The sequence below is a fragment of the Kosakonia quasisacchari genome (assembly GCF_004331415.1).
In the GTDB taxonomy this organism is placed as follows: Bacteria; Pseudomonadota; Gammaproteobacteria; order Enterobacterales; family Enterobacteriaceae; genus Kosakonia; species Kosakonia quasisacchari.
In genome coordinates this window covers 33,308-48,246 of record NZ_SJOP01000011.1, presented here as the reverse complement: position 1 = coordinate 48,246, position 14,939 = coordinate 33,308, and the positions used below count along the sequence as shown (strand labels likewise).

Sequence of the window (14,939 nt, the reverse complement as noted above, 5' to 3'; positions counted from 1 at the left end):
CTCCTCAGTGTTTTTCAATCCACGCGCCGTAAAACGACGGGCGACCTACGGCTTCAAAGCTTGCGCCTTTCAACCACTGCGCGCCGGCAAACACCTGCGGTTCCTCAAAAATTGGGATCACATAGGCGTTATCCAGCAGATAGCGTTGCGCGTCGCCGGTGAGTTGCAGACGTTTTTGCCCGTCCACCTCGGCGGAAATGCTCACCAGCAAATCGTTAAGTTTGTCGTCGCGGAAACTTTTTACTTTGTCGCTGGAGCCGCCTTTTTGCAGCAGAGCGTCGCGGTTTGCCGGGTAGAACATGCTTTTCACCACATCCGGATCAGCACGTCCGACTTCGGAAACGGTGAGCGGTGTTTTCAGCGGGTCGAGGTTATCCAGTGTGTGGCTACCCGCATCGCCGGCTTTTACGCTCAACGCCACGCCGACCTGTCGCCACTGCTGCGCCACCAGTTGCAGCACCTCTTTGTTTTGCGGCTGCGGCAAGGATTCATACACTGCCAGCGCCAACCGTTGTCCGTCTTTGCTGCGAATACCGTCCGCGCCTGTTTTCCAGCCCGCGTCGTCCAGCAGTTGCTTCGCTTTCGCCGGATCGAATGTCAGTTTGTCGCGCAGATTGACATAACCGGCGGCAGAATGGGCAATCACAGAGGTTGCCTGCGGATAATTAGGCGAGAAAAGGGTATTCACAACTTGTTTAGCGTCGGTGGCGTGCAACAGCGCCTGGCGGACTCGCACATCGGCAACCAGCGGGTTATCAGGGCGGAAACTGATGCTGTCGTTCACGCCGCGTGTCGGCGCGGCATAAATTTTGAAGCCCTGATCGGTGGCCTGCTTTTCATCGTACGCCTGCACCTGGCGAATAAAACCCGCCTGACCCGACAGCAACGCACCGATGCGCACGCTGTCTTCCGGCGTGACAATAATTTTTATACCATCGAGATTCGCCGGGCCTTGCTGAGCGAGGTTTTTCGGCCCCCACTGATAATCTTTACGCGCGGTAAGGGTGACTTCACGCCCCAGTTTTTCATCGCTGACGACAAACGGCCCGGAGCCAATGATCTGGCGAGCGTCGCCCAGTTGTTCAAAGTTACGCTGTAACGTGCTGAGCGATACCAGACCAGAACCAATGGTGGCGGTGCCTTGCAGGAAGCCCGGCGACGGCTTCTTAAAGTAGAATTTGACGGTCTGCGCATTAATCACTTCGCTGTGATCATAGTTATTGATCACTTCCGATACCGGCAAGCGTTGCGCTTTGTTGCCAAGGCCGTAGGTGTCGAAGTTTTTCGCTACCGCGTTGGCATCGAGCGGCGTGCCGTCGGAGAAGGTCACCCCCGGGCGAATTTTAAATGTGTACTCGGTCTTATCGTCGTCGGTGCTCCAGCTTTCAGCAATCCACGGTTCCACCTGCAATGTTTTGGGGTTCTGCCAGGTCAGCTTGTCGGTGATTTGGTTAAGAATGCCGCCGTTGGGGTAAAAACCCCCGGCAGGAGGGTATAAATTGGTGTGCGCCTGCTGCTCAAGATAAATTAGCGTGCCGCCTTTAACCGGCGTCTGTGCCGCCCAGCTCTGAACGGAAGCGGCCGTTATCAGCGCCGTCAGCAGCGGTAAGCGAAAAGGGATGTGCATGGTGAATTCCTTTGTTATCTATTGTCTTAACGTCGGATTCATCATCCGGTGCGCGCTATGACAAGGGAACAAAGGAATTGAGATAAGCATTTCAGGAAAGCGCAAAACCGGGGCATGCCCCGGTAATCCGGAGTGTTAACGCATCCAGGGCGTAATGGTCAGCCCGACCAGTATCCCTTCAGGCGAAAGCAGGCGCGTGACGCTCTGCCCCCAGGGTTCCAGACGGTTGGCAATCAGCAATTGATACCCTTTGTTGACCAGCACATCGGTGGCGATCGCTAAATCCTGCACTTCAAATTCAACCCAACTTTGCGGAATGGGGTGAGAATCCGGCCATTTTTCTGCGCCAAAGCATGACGCGGCGGCGTGGTGTAGCGGCCACAGGGCAAAGTGTTTTGCGCCGTCAAGCGCATCGTGATCGGCGACCAGATAATCGCTCGCGCCCTCCATCGGTTTCAACGGCAGCCCAAGGGTGTGCTGGTAAAACGCCTGGCTGTCGGCCACGTTTTGCACAATAGGGCCAAAACCGGCAATAAACAGCACTTCAAGCCCGGGGATCGTGGTGGTCATAAGCACCTCAGTGTCATAAAAAAAGGGGGCATTAACGCCCCCGTGATTATAGGCAATGCCCGGCGATTAATGGCGGAGATCGATCACCATACGACCGCGAATCTGGCCTTGTTCCATCTCTTTAAAGATGGCGTTGATATCTTCCAGCGGGCGCAACGCCACTTTCGGTACCACTTTGCCTTCGGCGGCGAACTGGAAGGCTTCGTTCAGATCCTGACGAGTGCCCACCAGAGAACCTACCACCTGAATGCCGTCCAGCACCAGGCGCGGAATATCGAGACTCATCGCTTCTGGTGGCAGACCCACGGCCACCACGCGTCCACCGGCGCGCACAGCGTCGACGGCTGAATTAAATGCCGCTTTCGCCACCGCGGTGACCACGGCGGCGTGCGCACCACCGGTTTTTTCATGTACCACCTTCGCTGCATCTTCGCTGCGCGAGTTAATGGTCAGGTCCGCGCCCATGCTGGCAGCGAGTTTAAGCTGTTCATCATTGACGTCGATGGCGATCACTTTGGCGTTAAAGACATTCTTGGCGTATTGCAGCGCCAGATTACCCAGCCCGCCGAGACCGTAAATAGCAATCCACTGGCCCGGTTTGATGTGCGAGACTTTCACCGCTTTATAGGTAGTCACGCCTGCGCAGGTAATGCTGCTGGCCGCGGCAGAATCGAGGCCGTCCGGCACTTTCACCGCATAATCAGCAACCACGATGCACTCTTCCGCCATGCCGCCATCCGCCGTGTAGCCGGCATTCACGACCTCACGACACAAGGTTTCATTGCCGCTGTTGCAGTACTCGCAGTGGCCACAACCCTGAAAAAACCACGCCACAGAAGCGCGATCGCCCACTTTCAGCGAAGTAACTCCTTCGGCCACCTGGGTGACAATGCCAATGCCTTCGTGTCCGAGGATCACCCCCGTTTTGTCGCCGAAATCGCCGTTTTTCACGTGCAAATCCGTATGGCAAACGCCACAGCATTCCATTTTCAGTAATGCTTCGCCATGTTTGAGCGGGCGTAACGTTTTTTGTGTCACTTCTACCTGATGATCTTTTGTAACAACAGCAGCCTTCATGGTGTTTCTCCTGTTATGAGGCATGGAACTGAGATCCGGGTGTGGCGTCTGGCTTCATCCGTAATATACGTCTTTAGAATTAATGGTTTAGGAGTGACATTCAAGAGCAGGGCAACATACTGTAATACTTTCTGCGCCTTTCCCCTGGTTTAGGTAGGGTAAATAACCAGTAACCATACTGTTAATGAGGTTATAAAGTTCGGGTGGTGAATGTCATGCTATTGTCATTGTTTGCCGCCAAATTGTTGCTTTCTATAACAAAAGAGTGATTAACAATGCATCTGGTGAAAAAACTGCTGGCCGTCAGCGTTCTCTTATCCGCCTCGGTTCAGGCACACAATATTCTTGAATTTCCGCAGCCGGAAAATAACCCGGAAGAGTTCTACGCTGTAACGGAAATCCCGGCGGGTGGCATCATTAAGTATGAAACGGATGCCAAAACTGGCTTTATCGTGGTTGATCGTTTTCAGTCAATGCCGGTGGCTTACCCGGCGAACTACGGCTCACTCACGCAGTCGCTGGCGGGCGATGGCGATCCGCTGGATGTGATTTTCTACACTCGTGCGCCGCTGGCACCGGGAACGCTTATCAAACTTCGCCCGATTGGCGTGCTGAAAATGATTGATGGCGGCGAAACGGACGACAAAATTGTCGCCGTACCGGCCAGCAAAATCGACCCGACCTATGACGACATCAACAACATCACGGATTTGCCTAAAATTGAGCAGCAACGTCTGGAAGCTTTCTTCCGCGTTTACAAACAGTTGCCGGACGGGCGGAAAAAAGTGGAGCTGAACGGTTTTAACGATGCCGCAACTGCGAAGCAGGAAATCAAACAGGCATGGGATGCCTGGAAAGCGAAAAAGCCGCAGCCGTAAAAACGCCTGCCAGGCAGGTTGCAATTGCGCGCCGAAGGGGGGTAATCACTAAAAAGGCCTTGCCGGTTCTGAACGATATCAATCCGAAGACAATGAACCAAAGCCTGTTGCTGACCACCGCCACAGGATGTGGTGTTTAAAAAAACAGGCGCCTTACGGCGCCTGTTTGCTGTGGCACTACAATCTTTGTTGAAGGCGTTCTATCTCCTCGCGCCACTGCGCCTGAAGCTGCGGTTTTTGGTGCTTTGCTTTACGCGCCAAATCGTCTGCCAATTGAGTTTCCAGCAAGATTAACCGCGCCAGAAGGGCATCGGCGTCCTCTGGCGCAGCGACGGTATTAAGCGCCACCGGCGCGGCCTGCTCGTGGCAGACACTTTCGCGCAGGCGCTCGAACACCGCCTCCGCATCATGCCATTCGCTCAGTTCACCGTTTTCCACCAGCCAGAAACGGTTACAACTATTGCTGATAAGCGCGCGATCGTGGCTGACCAGCAACACGCCGCCGCTGAACTGTTGCAACGTTTGCGCCAGCGCTTCTTTGCCCGCCATATCCAGATGGTTGGTCGGTTCATCCAGCATCAGCAGATTAAAGCGCGCCAGCGACAGACCGACAAACAGCAGCCGCGAACGCTCACCGCCGCTCAGTGTCGCCACACGTTGCCCGTGGCGCACCCAGGTAAAACCGGCGCTAATGAGCGCCATTTTGCGATCCTGCGGCGTGGGGGCAAACGGTTCTAACGCGTCAAACAGCGTGGCGTCGTCCGGCAATTGGTGCAGGGTCTGGTCGTAGTAACCCGCGTTCAGGCGGGGATGCAAACGCAACCCAGACGCGCTTTCCTGCTGGTAAGCACGCCAGATAAGGCGCAGCAACGAGGATTTCCCGCAGCCATTACGCCCGACAATGGCGACGCGATCGCCACTTTTCAGCCGTGCAACCGGCACCTTAAACAAGTCGGGTAATCCTGGCGCAGGCGGAACCGCCAACTGTTCCATCTCCAGCAGACGGTCAGCCTTGAGTTCCTCGCCATGCAGCGCCAGCCGCCACTTACTGCCCTCGGTCAGTTCGGTCTGGCTTTCTTTCATGCGCTCGACCTGGCGCTCCATCTGTTTCGCTTTGCGCGCCAGATCTTCGTTGTCATAAACGCGCCCCCATGTGGCCAGCCGTTTGGCGCTGGTACTGACGCGGTCTATCTCCTTTTGCTCCGCCTTGTGACGCAGGGCATCACTCTCATCCCGCGCTTCCAGCGCCTGACGCGCCGCGCTACAGGGGAGTGCGAAGCTGTGCAGCGTGTGGTCACGTAGGATCCAACTGCCGTTGGTCACCGCATCCAGCAACGCGGCATCGTGCGATACCATCACGAAACTGCCGGACCAGCTTTGCAGAAACTGTTCCAGCCACAGCAGCGTGGGCAGATCGAGGTGGTTGCCGGGCTCATCCAGTAGCAGCAGATCCGGTTCGCGGATCAGCGCCCGCGCCAGCAGCAAGCGGGTATGTTGCCCGCCGCTCAGCGTGGCAGCCGTTAAGGCGATTTCCTGCGGACTCAGCCCCATGCTGGCCAACAATGCTTCGCCGCGCCAGCGCTGGCTATCGCGCTCCATCGCAGGGAACTGAGCCAGTACCGCATCAAGCAGCGTCATGGATAACAGGGCATCGGGCAGATGTTGCTCGACGCGTGCCAGCAGGCACTGGTGCGCAACCGTCACATTGCCGGAAAGCGGGGACAGTGAACCGTCCAGCACTTTTAGCAGCGTACTTTTGCCACAGCCATTGTCGCCAATAAGCCCAAGACGATCGCCTTTCTTCAGGGTAAAGGAGAGATCGGAGAATAACGGACCAAACGCCGTTTCAACACGGATTGATTGTGCAGATAATAAAGTGCTCATTGCTTACTCAAGAGTTACAGGCACGAGCGTGCCTCGTCAAACATCGCTGACGATAACCTGGTAAGCCCAAGGGAAGGGATTGTTGTCTTCGCTCAAGCCGAAGTTATCGCAGCACGATACCGATAACGCTTGAGCTGGCGCGATCGCCAAATGCATGTGAATAGTCAAACAATTCACAATACAGCATAAGTAGCCTCCTTTTTTATATTCAGTAAGTTAATGGGTGAAAAGGAGTTTAGCGGGGAAATGAATGTTTTTCCAGTAGGGAGACACCCGGCGCACAGCGGCGCCGGGAGAGGAGATTAAATAGAGGTACGGCGGTAGCTGCGGTACTTCGGCTCCCAGAAGTTCTCGTCGATGGATTGCTTCAACGCTTCGGCCGAGGTTTTTGCCGCCAGGCCTTGTTGTTGCGCCATTTTGCCAACGGCAAACGCTATCGCGCGCGAGACTTGCTGAATATCTTTCAGCGCTGGCAGCACCAGCCCTTCGCCATTCAGCAGCAGCGGGGAGTATTCCGCCAGCGTCTCACTTGCCGCCATCAGCATTTCATCGGTAATGCGCGACGCGCCACTGGAGATAACCCCAAGGCCGATCCCAGGGAAGATGTAGGCGTTGTTGCACTGGGCAATCGGGTAGGTTTTGTCTTTCCACTGCACCGGAGAGAATGGGCTGCCGGTGGCAACCAGCGCCATGCCATCTGTCCAGCTAATAATATCCTGCGGTGTCGCTTCGACGCGGGAAGTCGGGTTCGACAGCGGCATAACAATCGGACGCGGGCAGTGTTTGTGCATTTCGCGGATAATTTCTTCTGTGAACAACCCGGTCTGACCGGAGACGCCGATCAGAATATCCGGCTTCACATTACGCACCACGTCCAGCAGAGAAAGGGCTTCGTTCTGCGTGCCGGTGTCCCAGTTTTGCAGATTTTCGCGTTTTTGCACCAGCTTGCTCTGGAACGGCAGCAAATTGGGCATTTCATCCGTCAGCAGGCCGAAACGGTCAACCATGTAGACCTTCTGGCGGGCATCCGCTTCGCTCAACCCTTCACGTTGGGTCTGGGCAATAATCTGTTCAGCGATACCGCAACCGGCTGAACCCGCACCAAGGAAGACGATTTTCTGCTGGCTAAGCTGGCTGCCAGCCGCGCGGCTGGCGGCGATCAGCGTACCAACAGTCACTGCCGCCGTGCCCTGGATGTCATCGTTAAAGCAGCAGATTTCATCGCGATAACGGTTCAGCAGCGGCATGGCATTTTTCTGCGCGAAGTCTTCGAATTGCAACAGCGCGTCCGGCCAGCGTTGTTTCACCGCCTGGATAAATTCATCCACAAAAGCGTAATACTCATCGCCGGTGATACGCGGGTGGCGCGAACCCATATAGAGCGGATCATTAATCAACTGCTGGTTGTTGGTGCCGACATCGAGCACCACGGGCAGGGTGTAAGCAGGGCTGATTCCGCCACATGAGGTGTAGAGTGACAGCTTGCCAATAGGAATGCCCATACCGCCAATGCCCTGATCGCCAAGACCGAGGATACGTTCCCCGTCGGTCACCACGATCACCTTGATGTTGTGGTTAGGCACGTTTTGCAGGATGTCGTCCATGCTGGCGCGGTTCTGCCAGGAGATGAACACACCGCGAGCGCGGCGGTAAATATCAGAGAAACGTTCACACGCCCAGCCAACGGTGGGGGTGTAGATCACCGGCATCATCTCCTCGAGATGGTTTTCCACCAGCCGATAGAAGAGGGTTTCATTGGTGTCCTGAATATTGCGGAGATAAATGTGTTTATCGATATCGGTTTTAAAACCCTGATACTGCAACCAGGCGCGTTCGGCTTGTTCTTCAATGGTTTCAACCACTTCTGGCAGCAGGCCAAGCAGGTTGAAGTTGCTGCGCTCTTCCATGCTGAAAGCGCTGCCTTTGTTCAGCAACGGAAATTCCAGCAACACAGGTCCAGCGTAAGGGATATATAACGATCGGTTTTTATTATGCTTTGCATTCATCTTACAGCTCCTTGATCAACTTTCTCCCGTGGGGGTGAGTCACGGGCCGGTACAGCGGCGGGCGAAAGTATAAAGCATCGCTTCAGCAAATACTTCTTGATCGCAGTATTCGTTGATTGAATTTTTAGCAATAACAAGGAGAGGGGGACAAAACACCACCCCGAATGGGGTGGTGAGGGTGGAAAAATCAGCCTGCGCGGCGATGACGCCCGGAACGGTGAGTGACCACCGTCTCTTCCTGGTTGTCTTTCGTGACAACTTTACGGGTGTTCGACACTTTGTAATCCAGCCCCATTAGATGACGTGCCTGACGGTTCGATTTCATGCTTACTCCTTAATCCAGTTCATGTTTCAAGGACAAGCCCGGCGACTGACCGGGCGAAATTCAATCTCATCATTGCGCGGTACAAAAAACATACCGAACTGTTATCCTCGGACATCACAGCACAAAGTGCAATAAGAAAAGTTACCTTTAGGCTTTATAGCAATAAATATAAGAGCATCCCTAACAGATTTAATTCCTGCAGACCATAGGGTTTGCGAGTAAATACTCCGAACAACCTCAATTAAAGTAGAATATTCTTCAGCTTAAGCGCCATCGCGTAGTTACTCAACGGTTACAATAATTAAAGTGATATATTAAGGATGAAACATCATTTCGCTTTTTTGTGTGACGAAAAGTAAAAAAACGAGATTATCTTTAATATTGCGATGTCGACCTCTTTAATCCCAGGCCGTAATATGCTTTTCTTAGCACCAATGGAATAATTAAAAAATATCTTCGTAATGAGAAAGAGGTAATTCCATGGACGTTAGAAATGGTGCGATTTTTATTTCTTTTGATGCTGTTGCTTTTTCAGGTATCACTGTTGAAGCATTCAAAACGGCACAAGAGTTAGTACACAAGGGAATTAAACCTTATCTTGATCTTGGTTACGACATCAAAATAGATAAGGGAAAGTTCAATAAACCATATGAATGGGAGAATGCGATATATAAAGGTGGGTTTACACTTGTCCGAATAAATGACATTACCAGCCTACCTGATTACAACACCCGTTTTATCGAGTACTCACATAATGTATTGATTAGCCAAAAAATATCTGTTTCATCGACGGAACGTGAAAGAATACTGTCTGTTATTGATAAAACTGCGTGCCAACTGGCCAAAAAAATCGTGCGACAGTGGGAGCAACTCAATATCGGCACTGTTTTCGTTGAAAACGGTACGCTTCCGGAAAATATTATTTATACAAAATCTCTATATATTGCGATCGATGCATATGGAAAACGCTATGATTTAGAGCAATTCGTTACCTGGCGCGACCATGATTTAATGTGGAACAGCGAAAAAACAGTGATGAAGTATGGTGCTTATCCATACCCTTATGCTATCAAACCCATAAAATCTCGCTATATAACGTACTTTACCCTTAATGAGGATTTGAAAGAGAAACTTGAAGAGTGGTGTGACCATGTCGTTGAAATTAAAGTTAAAAAGAACGCTTATAATTTTACCGAGGCGCGAAGCCATAGTGACATGAGACGCAGCCTTGGTATTGGTTGTAATGATATATTGATTGCCCGAACCACGCGTCTTATCCCACAAAAACGGCTTGATCGTGATATTTACCTGGTATCAAGGCTTAACCGACTTTTTCAGCAACACGGTCTTGAGGGGCGAGTATTTCTTGTTATCGCAGGCGATCCCCATGAAGCACCAGAGTGTTATCGTTCGCTGGTTGACTTATCCAGGAAATTACAGACTGAACCGTTCATACATTTTATTGGTTGGTTGCAACATGGTTATATGCCACCGGGCATGAACACCTACACCATTGAAGATTTATATTACTCGTGTGATGTCGTCTCTTTTCTGACGTCGTGGGATTACGACAGTTATGGAAATCCAATCGGTGAAGCGATCAGTCATCGACGCTGTTACATTTCCACACGGTACGAATATTATGACGAAGTCTATGGGCAATATGGATTCTTTGCGCCAATTATGGATATTTCAGCTGAGAAAGATGATTTGCCGGACGATGAGTTTATTCTCAGTGTTTATAAACTCATCACCAACAAAACGTTAATGTCAGAAATGGCTTATCAAAACTTTCTTATTGGTAAGAAAATACTTAGCAGTAAGAGCATTGAGTCTTAATGAATACTCAGGGAGAGTATATATGCGTAACAATGTTTATGTTTCCATTGTTTTACCCGTTTATAACGAGAGCGACAGAATTAATTCCGTGCTTATCTCATTACTTAATCAAAGAACGCGTAACAACATGCTGACGCATGATAACTGGGAGCTAATCGTGGTGGATAATAATTCCACCGATGATTCAGTGGCGCAGATACATGATTTTCATCAACTCAATCCGACAATGGATATTCATATCATTAAGGAAATCACGCAGGGTGTTTCCTCCGCGCGAAAATGCGGAATGGACTACGCATCGCTGCGTTCAAAAGCGCGCGACAAACGCCTTGGCGTAGACCGAAAGCACTATATCGTTTCGGCCGATGCGGACTGCACCGTGGAAAGCTGGTGGCTGCACACGCTGATTGAAAAAATGATCGAGGAAGCAGGGGACTTAGGCACCTGTAATTACTACTACAACGAAAACGACTTCCGTCTGCGCCCGAATCTGTTTGCGGAGATCCAGAAAACGCTGCGCTGCCGCGATGTCTCATTCTCGCTGTTTGGCGGCTTCCCGGATGGCAAAGGTTTTGCCGTTGAGCGCGCGATGTACGACAAAGTTGGCGGCATTGAGATTTTTTATCAACTCAATAACAGGCGGTTTGTCGAGCACCTTTCTGACGACTGGGATTTCGGTATCCGGGTGATCGCCGCAGGCGGAAAACCGGTGTATGCCAGAGACTCCCATGTAGAAATCAACAGCCGCCGCGTGGACACCATTCTGCAGGAAGTGATAACCGGTATCGCCTACGGGCAAGATGGCATCATCATCATGAAAGATGTCCGCCCGCAAGGGGGGCAGCAAATCTCGCTGAGCGACACGACACCAGCGCAGTCATTACAGGCCTGGCACTACTCCATCAAAGATTACGTGCCGAAAAACATTGTGCTGCCGGTATTGCTCAACCCGCACCTACTGTTGGATAGCGAGGCCGTACGTGACTTCTTCGGTGCGGTGGTAGCCGATCGTCTGTTCCGGCGCATTGAGGCCATCAAACACGAAACGCGCATTATCGATTTCACGCCCATCCACGCCTATAAAACGCCCGCTTACCGGCTCTATTTCGAGTTTCGCGACGAAATTTTCAGCGCCATGCGCCGCGCAATAGGCGAAGATATTGGTTTTCCACCGCCACTGCCAGCCTGTTTTGACGAGGTTAAGGAGAGTGATTTCCAGCGTTTCGTTGGCTATTTCTGTGAGGATCGCGAGTCCGGCATGGCGCATAACTACTTTGCCAACGGGGGCGTATTCTGATGAACAACGCTCTTCTGGACTCATTGAACGATCTCGACCCGCACTACCCGGTGCCGCGCGTGTTCGATTTTCTGGCGGCGCAAGAAAACCGCACCTTACTGGAGTATGTCTACCGGGATCCTTTTGGTTGCCATGTGTTCCCTGGCGACATCAAAGATCATCCGCAGGATGCCTTTTTCCGGGAGATGGAACACGACATCAAACAGGCAACGCAGATCCATCTCTGGGCGTCGATTCCAACGTGTCGCTACCGCTGCCATTTCTGCCAGTTCCCGACCATCATCATTAATCCGCAGAGCGCCCCCTCGCGGGCCGTTTTTCACCGGGTCGTGGATCAAAATATTCAGGAAGCCAAATTGTGGCTGCAAAACGTGCCCGCGCTTGCCCACGCAGAAGTGGGCGAATTTAACGTTTTCGGCGGCACACCGTCGTTGCTGCCGGAAGCGGAACTTCGGCGTCTGATTGCGTTTTACCAGCAGAATTTCAATTTTTCTGCCGCTACGTTGCGCTTTGAAGGGGAACCCGCAACGCTGACAAAATCCTATCTGCAACTGCTCAAAACGCTGGGTTTCAGCAAAATCAGTTTTGGCGTCCAGTCGTTCAATAACCAGCTTATCGAGGCCTGCGGACGTAAACATAGCGCGGAAACCTGTGAAGAGACGATAGCAAACGCGCGCGAAGTCGGTTTCGACTGGATAAGCGTGGATCTAATCTACGGCCTGCCTGGGCAAAGTGTCGATGATGTGAAATTTGATATGGAGAAATGCCGTGAACTGGCGCTTTCTCATGTCGTCTGCACAAAGCTGCATATGGCGGAATTTATGAAACAGCGCACCGGTGTATCGGGGCAGCGCCAGAGCCTGTGGCAAAAAAAAGGAGCGAACAGCGCTTTTCCAGGGCTGGGTAAGCAGTACCAGATGCGTGAACTGATAGAGCGCTACTTCGCCGATGATTACATCGAGCATCCCACCATGTATTTCCATCAGCGCATGCAGCCTGCGGAGAAGTGGAAAGGGTTGATTACCGACCTTGATAAGCAGTATCCGGAAGTGGCGATTGGCCTTGGCGGCAGTTCGAAATGTAGGCAGTCGGAGGCTATCAACATCACGGATTACAAGCGCTACTCCCAGTCGCTGGAAGAAGGGCGCTTACCCATTGAATCGCAGCGGGGTTTTTCACCCATCCTGCGTGAAGTTAACGCCTTCAAAATGGCGCTCTCTACCCTGTGTCCGGTCAACGATAGCGAATTCCGCCAGCGCTTTGATGGTCGCAGTTTTTTCAACAACCCGGTGATTCACCGCGCGTTAGAGACGTTAACGCAAAAAGCGCTCATCACCGTGAATGGCGATGACGTCACGCTCACGCCAAACGGTGTCACGTTAGTGGAAGCGATCATTAATACCCAATTCACCATGGAGCTTGCGCATGAAACACACTGACGCATCCGCACCGGTTTTTAGCCTTTATTACATCGCAATTGACACCGAAGCCGGTGTCACCAATGAACAATTTGAGCAGTTTGTTCGCGAGAAAGGGTGCTTGCTCCCCTGTTATCCCGGCTGGCGCTGGACGTTACTGCGTGGACTGCGGGGAGAGCGCGCCGGGCAATTTCTGATGTTGTATGAAATCGAAAACGCCGGAATGCGCGATCGTTATCAACGCGAGGACGGCAATCTTACCGAGCTGGCGCGTCAGTTCTGGCGCGATCGCCCGCACGCCCAACCATTGCTGCGCGAATGGCAACAATTGGGAACATTCAGCGCGCTACCGACGCTCTACACCGATTATCGGCTGCTGGCGGAGAACAAAAAAAGCACCGTGACGGATGGGCCGCGCTATCGCGAACGGCCGGGAGAAGCACCGGAAGCCAGAGTCATTGGCATTCATAACCTGGCGCTACGCCCGGATGTCGAGGCTGCGACCTTCGAGACCTTTATCGCTGAAAATTACCAACGCATTGAAGACTACCCGGACTGGAAATTCCGCTTGCTGAAAGGCGAGCGCGGCAACCGGTTGGATCAATATGTGGTGATGATGGAAATAGCAAGCCTTGCGGCGCTCGATGTCTTTTATCCCGAACCGGATATCGCCACCGACCAGGCAGCCATTTTCGCGAAGGCTCACCGGGACACCAAGCAGATGTATGAGGAGTGGAAACAGCTCGCTTCCTTCTCCGGTTCGCCGCAAATCTACACCGATTATCTGGCCGTGGCCGAAAGCCAGAGCTGCGGGGACGGCAAAGGAGTGTAGGTAATGACAAATCCATTCCCGACAACCAACACCGGGGCACAGCATGCGACGCGCGCGATTTTTTTCATCGCCGGTCTGGCGGTCTCCGCATGGGCACCGCTAATCCCGTTGGTGAAAGCAACGTTGCACGTTGATGATGGCGCGCTCGGTTTGCTGCTGTTTTGTATTGCCGCAGGGTCAATGCTGGCGATGCCGTTCAGTGGCAGTTTAATCAACCGGTTTGGCTGTCGAGCGGTGATCCTCTGCTGCGCACTGGTGTTGTGTCTCGATCTGCCATTGATGTTGCTTATCCATTCCCCGGTCGTGATGGGCGGCGTTCTGCTCTTTTTCGGCGCGGCGAATGGCCTGCTCGATGTGTCAATGAACAGCCAGGCGGTGGTGGTTGAGCGCGAATCCGGGCAGACAAGAATGGCCGGGTTTCATAGCTTTTATAGTCTGGGTTGCATTGCGGGTGCCGGAAGCGTCAGCGTGCTGTTGTGGGCAAATGTCGCGCCGCGACACGCCATTTCGCTGATTGCGCTGCTGATTTTGGTTATCGCGCTGGCCGCATCGAGCCATTTATTAGCCAGACGTCCGCAACAGAGTGGCGCGAAGGGGAGCCTGCTGCGAACGCTGGCGCATCCGGGTGTGCTTTTCATCGCCATTGTCTGTTTTTTTATCTTTCTGATCGAAGGCGCAATGCTGGACTGGTCCGCCGTATTTCTGCACAGCGAACGGCAGATGCCAGCGCAGCAGGCGGGTTTGGGCTTTACGCTCTATTCCATTGCCGTCGCGCTGGGGCGGCTATATGGCGATCGCCTTATTAACACTTATGGCAACGTGCGTGTGCTGATTTTCGGCGGTGTGTGTGCTGCTGCGGGGTTGCTGACCATTGTTTCATTGCATAACGCCATGCTTTCGCTTGCCGGGTTTGTGCTGGTCGGCGCGGGGCTGGCGAACATTGTACCGGTGCTCTTCTCAGGCGCAGGGAACCAGCCCGGCGTGCCGTCGCACTTTGCGCTTCCTGCCGTCACGTTATTCGGCTATGCGGGGTTGTTAAGCGGCCCGGCGCTGATTGGCGCCATGGCTCAACATTACAGCCTGAGCGCGGTTTTCAGCGCCGGCATTGCGCTCCTGCTGCTGGTTAGCCTGCTGGCGCGCAAAATTATCCACTAATTCACGGACGTGTCCGTGTTATGTCAACGGT

General features: G+C 52.8%; 12 protein-coding genes. 6 read left to right on the top strand and 6 right to left on the bottom strand.

Going from position 1 to position 14,939, the window contains the following annotated elements; all coding sequences use genetic code 11:
- Window positions 1–4: 4 nt before the first annotated feature.
- The 3 genes from E0L21_RS13315 to adhP form a co-directional block, all read right to left on the bottom strand.
- The gene (locus E0L21_RS13315; protein ID WP_131410213.1) at window positions 5–1,627 is read right to left on the bottom strand and encodes a TIGR04028 family ABC transporter substrate-binding protein; all 1,623 of its coding nucleotides are present in this window, start codon (window positions 1,625–1,627) and stop codon (window positions 5–7) included.
- Between the two features lie 135 nt (window positions 1,628–1,762).
- Window positions 1,763–2,197: a VOC family protein gene (locus E0L21_RS13310; protein WP_131410211.1), complete on the bottom strand. Its 435-nt coding sequence runs from the start codon at window positions 2,195–2,197 to the stop codon at window positions 1,763–1,765.
- Window positions 2,198–2,263: 66 nt separating this feature from the next.
- Complete coding sequence (gene adhP, locus E0L21_RS13305; protein WP_131410209.1) at window positions 2,264–3,274, bottom strand: alcohol dehydrogenase AdhP; 1,011 nt, start codon at window positions 3,272–3,274, stop codon at window positions 2,264–2,266.
- 275 nt (window positions 3,275–3,549) lie between these two features.
- On the opposite strand from adhP, the gene E0L21_RS13300 reads away from it, so the two are divergent.
- Window positions 3,550–4,152, top strand: coding sequence for an inorganic diphosphatase (locus E0L21_RS13300; RefSeq protein WP_131410207.1), 603 nt, complete (start codon window positions 3,550–3,552; stop codon window positions 4,150–4,152).
- Between the two features lie 177 nt (window positions 4,153–4,329).
- Here E0L21_RS13300 and E0L21_RS13295 read toward each other — a convergent pair whose 3' ends face one another.
- From E0L21_RS13295 to sra, 3 genes are all read right to left on the bottom strand, one after another.
- A complete protein-coding gene (locus tag E0L21_RS13295) occupies window positions 4,330–6,036 on the bottom strand; it encodes an ABC-F family ATP-binding cassette domain-containing protein (RefSeq protein WP_131410205.1) in 1,707 nt (568 codons plus the stop codon).
- 302 nt (window positions 6,037–6,338) lie between these two features.
- Entirely contained in the window at window positions 6,339–8,042 is a 1,704-nt protein-coding gene (locus E0L21_RS13290) for an NAD-dependent malic enzyme (RefSeq protein ID WP_131410202.1), read from the bottom strand.
- Window positions 8,043–8,229: 187 nt separating this feature from the next.
- Window positions 8,230–8,367, bottom strand: coding sequence for a stationary-phase-induced ribosome-associated protein (sra, locus tag E0L21_RS13285; RefSeq protein ID WP_016496058.1), 138 nt, complete (start codon window positions 8,365–8,367; stop codon window positions 8,230–8,232).
- Between the two features lie 480 nt (window positions 8,368–8,847).
- Between sra and E0L21_RS13280 the strand changes: the two genes are divergently transcribed.
- Genes E0L21_RS13280 through E0L21_RS13260 form a run of 5 tightly spaced genes read left to right on the top strand, consistent with a single transcriptional unit; the run spans window position 8,848 to window position 14,908 of the window.
- On the top strand, window positions 8,848–10,206 hold the full coding sequence (locus E0L21_RS13280; protein ID WP_131410201.1) for a glycosyltransferase family protein: 1,359 nt from the start codon (window positions 8,848–8,850) through the stop codon (window positions 10,204–10,206).
- Window positions 10,207–10,228: 22 nt separating this feature from the next.
- Window positions 10,229–11,503, top strand: a complete 1,275-nt coding sequence (locus E0L21_RS13275) for a glycosyltransferase family 2 protein (protein WP_131410200.1) — start codon at window positions 10,229–10,231, stop codon at window positions 11,501–11,503.
- Complete coding sequence (locus tag E0L21_RS13270) at window positions 11,503–12,942, top strand: radical SAM protein (RefSeq protein ID WP_131410198.1); 1,440 nt, start codon at window positions 11,503–11,505, stop codon at window positions 12,940–12,942. Before E0L21_RS13275 ends, E0L21_RS13270 begins: the two co-directional genes overlap by 1 nt.
- Window positions 12,929–13,753, top strand: coding sequence for a hypothetical protein (locus E0L21_RS13265; RefSeq protein WP_131410196.1), 825 nt, complete (start codon window positions 12,929–12,931; stop codon window positions 13,751–13,753). Before E0L21_RS13270 ends, E0L21_RS13265 begins: the two co-directional genes overlap by 14 nt.
- Window positions 13,754–13,756: 3 nt before the next feature.
- Window positions 13,757–14,908: an MFS transporter gene (locus tag E0L21_RS13260; RefSeq protein WP_131410194.1), complete on the top strand. Its 1,152-nt coding sequence runs from the start codon at window positions 13,757–13,759 to the stop codon at window positions 14,906–14,908.
- Window positions 14,909–14,939: the final 31 nt, after the last annotated feature.

Coding starts and splice junctions, on each gene's coding strand:
- adhP (WP_131410209.1), bottom strand. CDS start 3,274: ATGAAGGCTGCTGTTGTTACAAAAGATCATCAGGTAGAAGTGACACAA.
- E0L21_RS13275 (WP_131410200.1), top strand. CDS start 10,229: ATGCGTAACAATGTTTATGTTTCCATTGTTTTACCCGTTTATAACGAG.
- E0L21_RS13310 (WP_131410211.1), bottom strand. CDS start 2,197: ATGACCACCACGATCCCCGGGCTTGAAGTGCTGTTTATTGCCGGTTTT.
- E0L21_RS13270 (WP_131410198.1), top strand. CDS start 11,503: ATGAACAACGCTCTTCTGGACTCATTGAACGATCTCGACCCGCACTAC.
- E0L21_RS13300 (WP_131410207.1), top strand. CDS start 3,550: ATGCATCTGGTGAAAAAACTGCTGGCCGTCAGCGTTCTCTTATCCGCC.
- E0L21_RS13260 (WP_131410194.1), top strand. CDS start 13,757: ATGACAAATCCATTCCCGACAACCAACACCGGGGCACAGCATGCGACG.
- E0L21_RS13290 (WP_131410202.1), bottom strand. CDS start 8,042: ATGAATGCAAAGCATAATAAAAACCGATCGTTATATATCCCTTACGCT.
- E0L21_RS13315 (WP_131410213.1), bottom strand. CDS start 1,627: ATGCACATCCCTTTTCGCTTACCGCTGCTGACGGCGCTGATAACGGCC.
- sra (WP_016496058.1), bottom strand. CDS start 8,367: ATGAAATCGAACCGTCAGGCACGTCATCTAATGGGGCTGGATTACAAA.
- E0L21_RS13295 (WP_131410205.1), bottom strand. CDS start 6,036: ATGAGCACTTTATTATCTGCACAATCAATCCGTGTTGAAACGGCGTTT.
- E0L21_RS13265 (WP_131410196.1), top strand. CDS start 12,929: ATGAAACACACTGACGCATCCGCACCGGTTTTTAGCCTTTATTACATC.
- E0L21_RS13280 (WP_131410201.1), top strand. CDS start 8,848: ATGGACGTTAGAAATGGTGCGATTTTTATTTCTTTTGATGCTGTTGCT.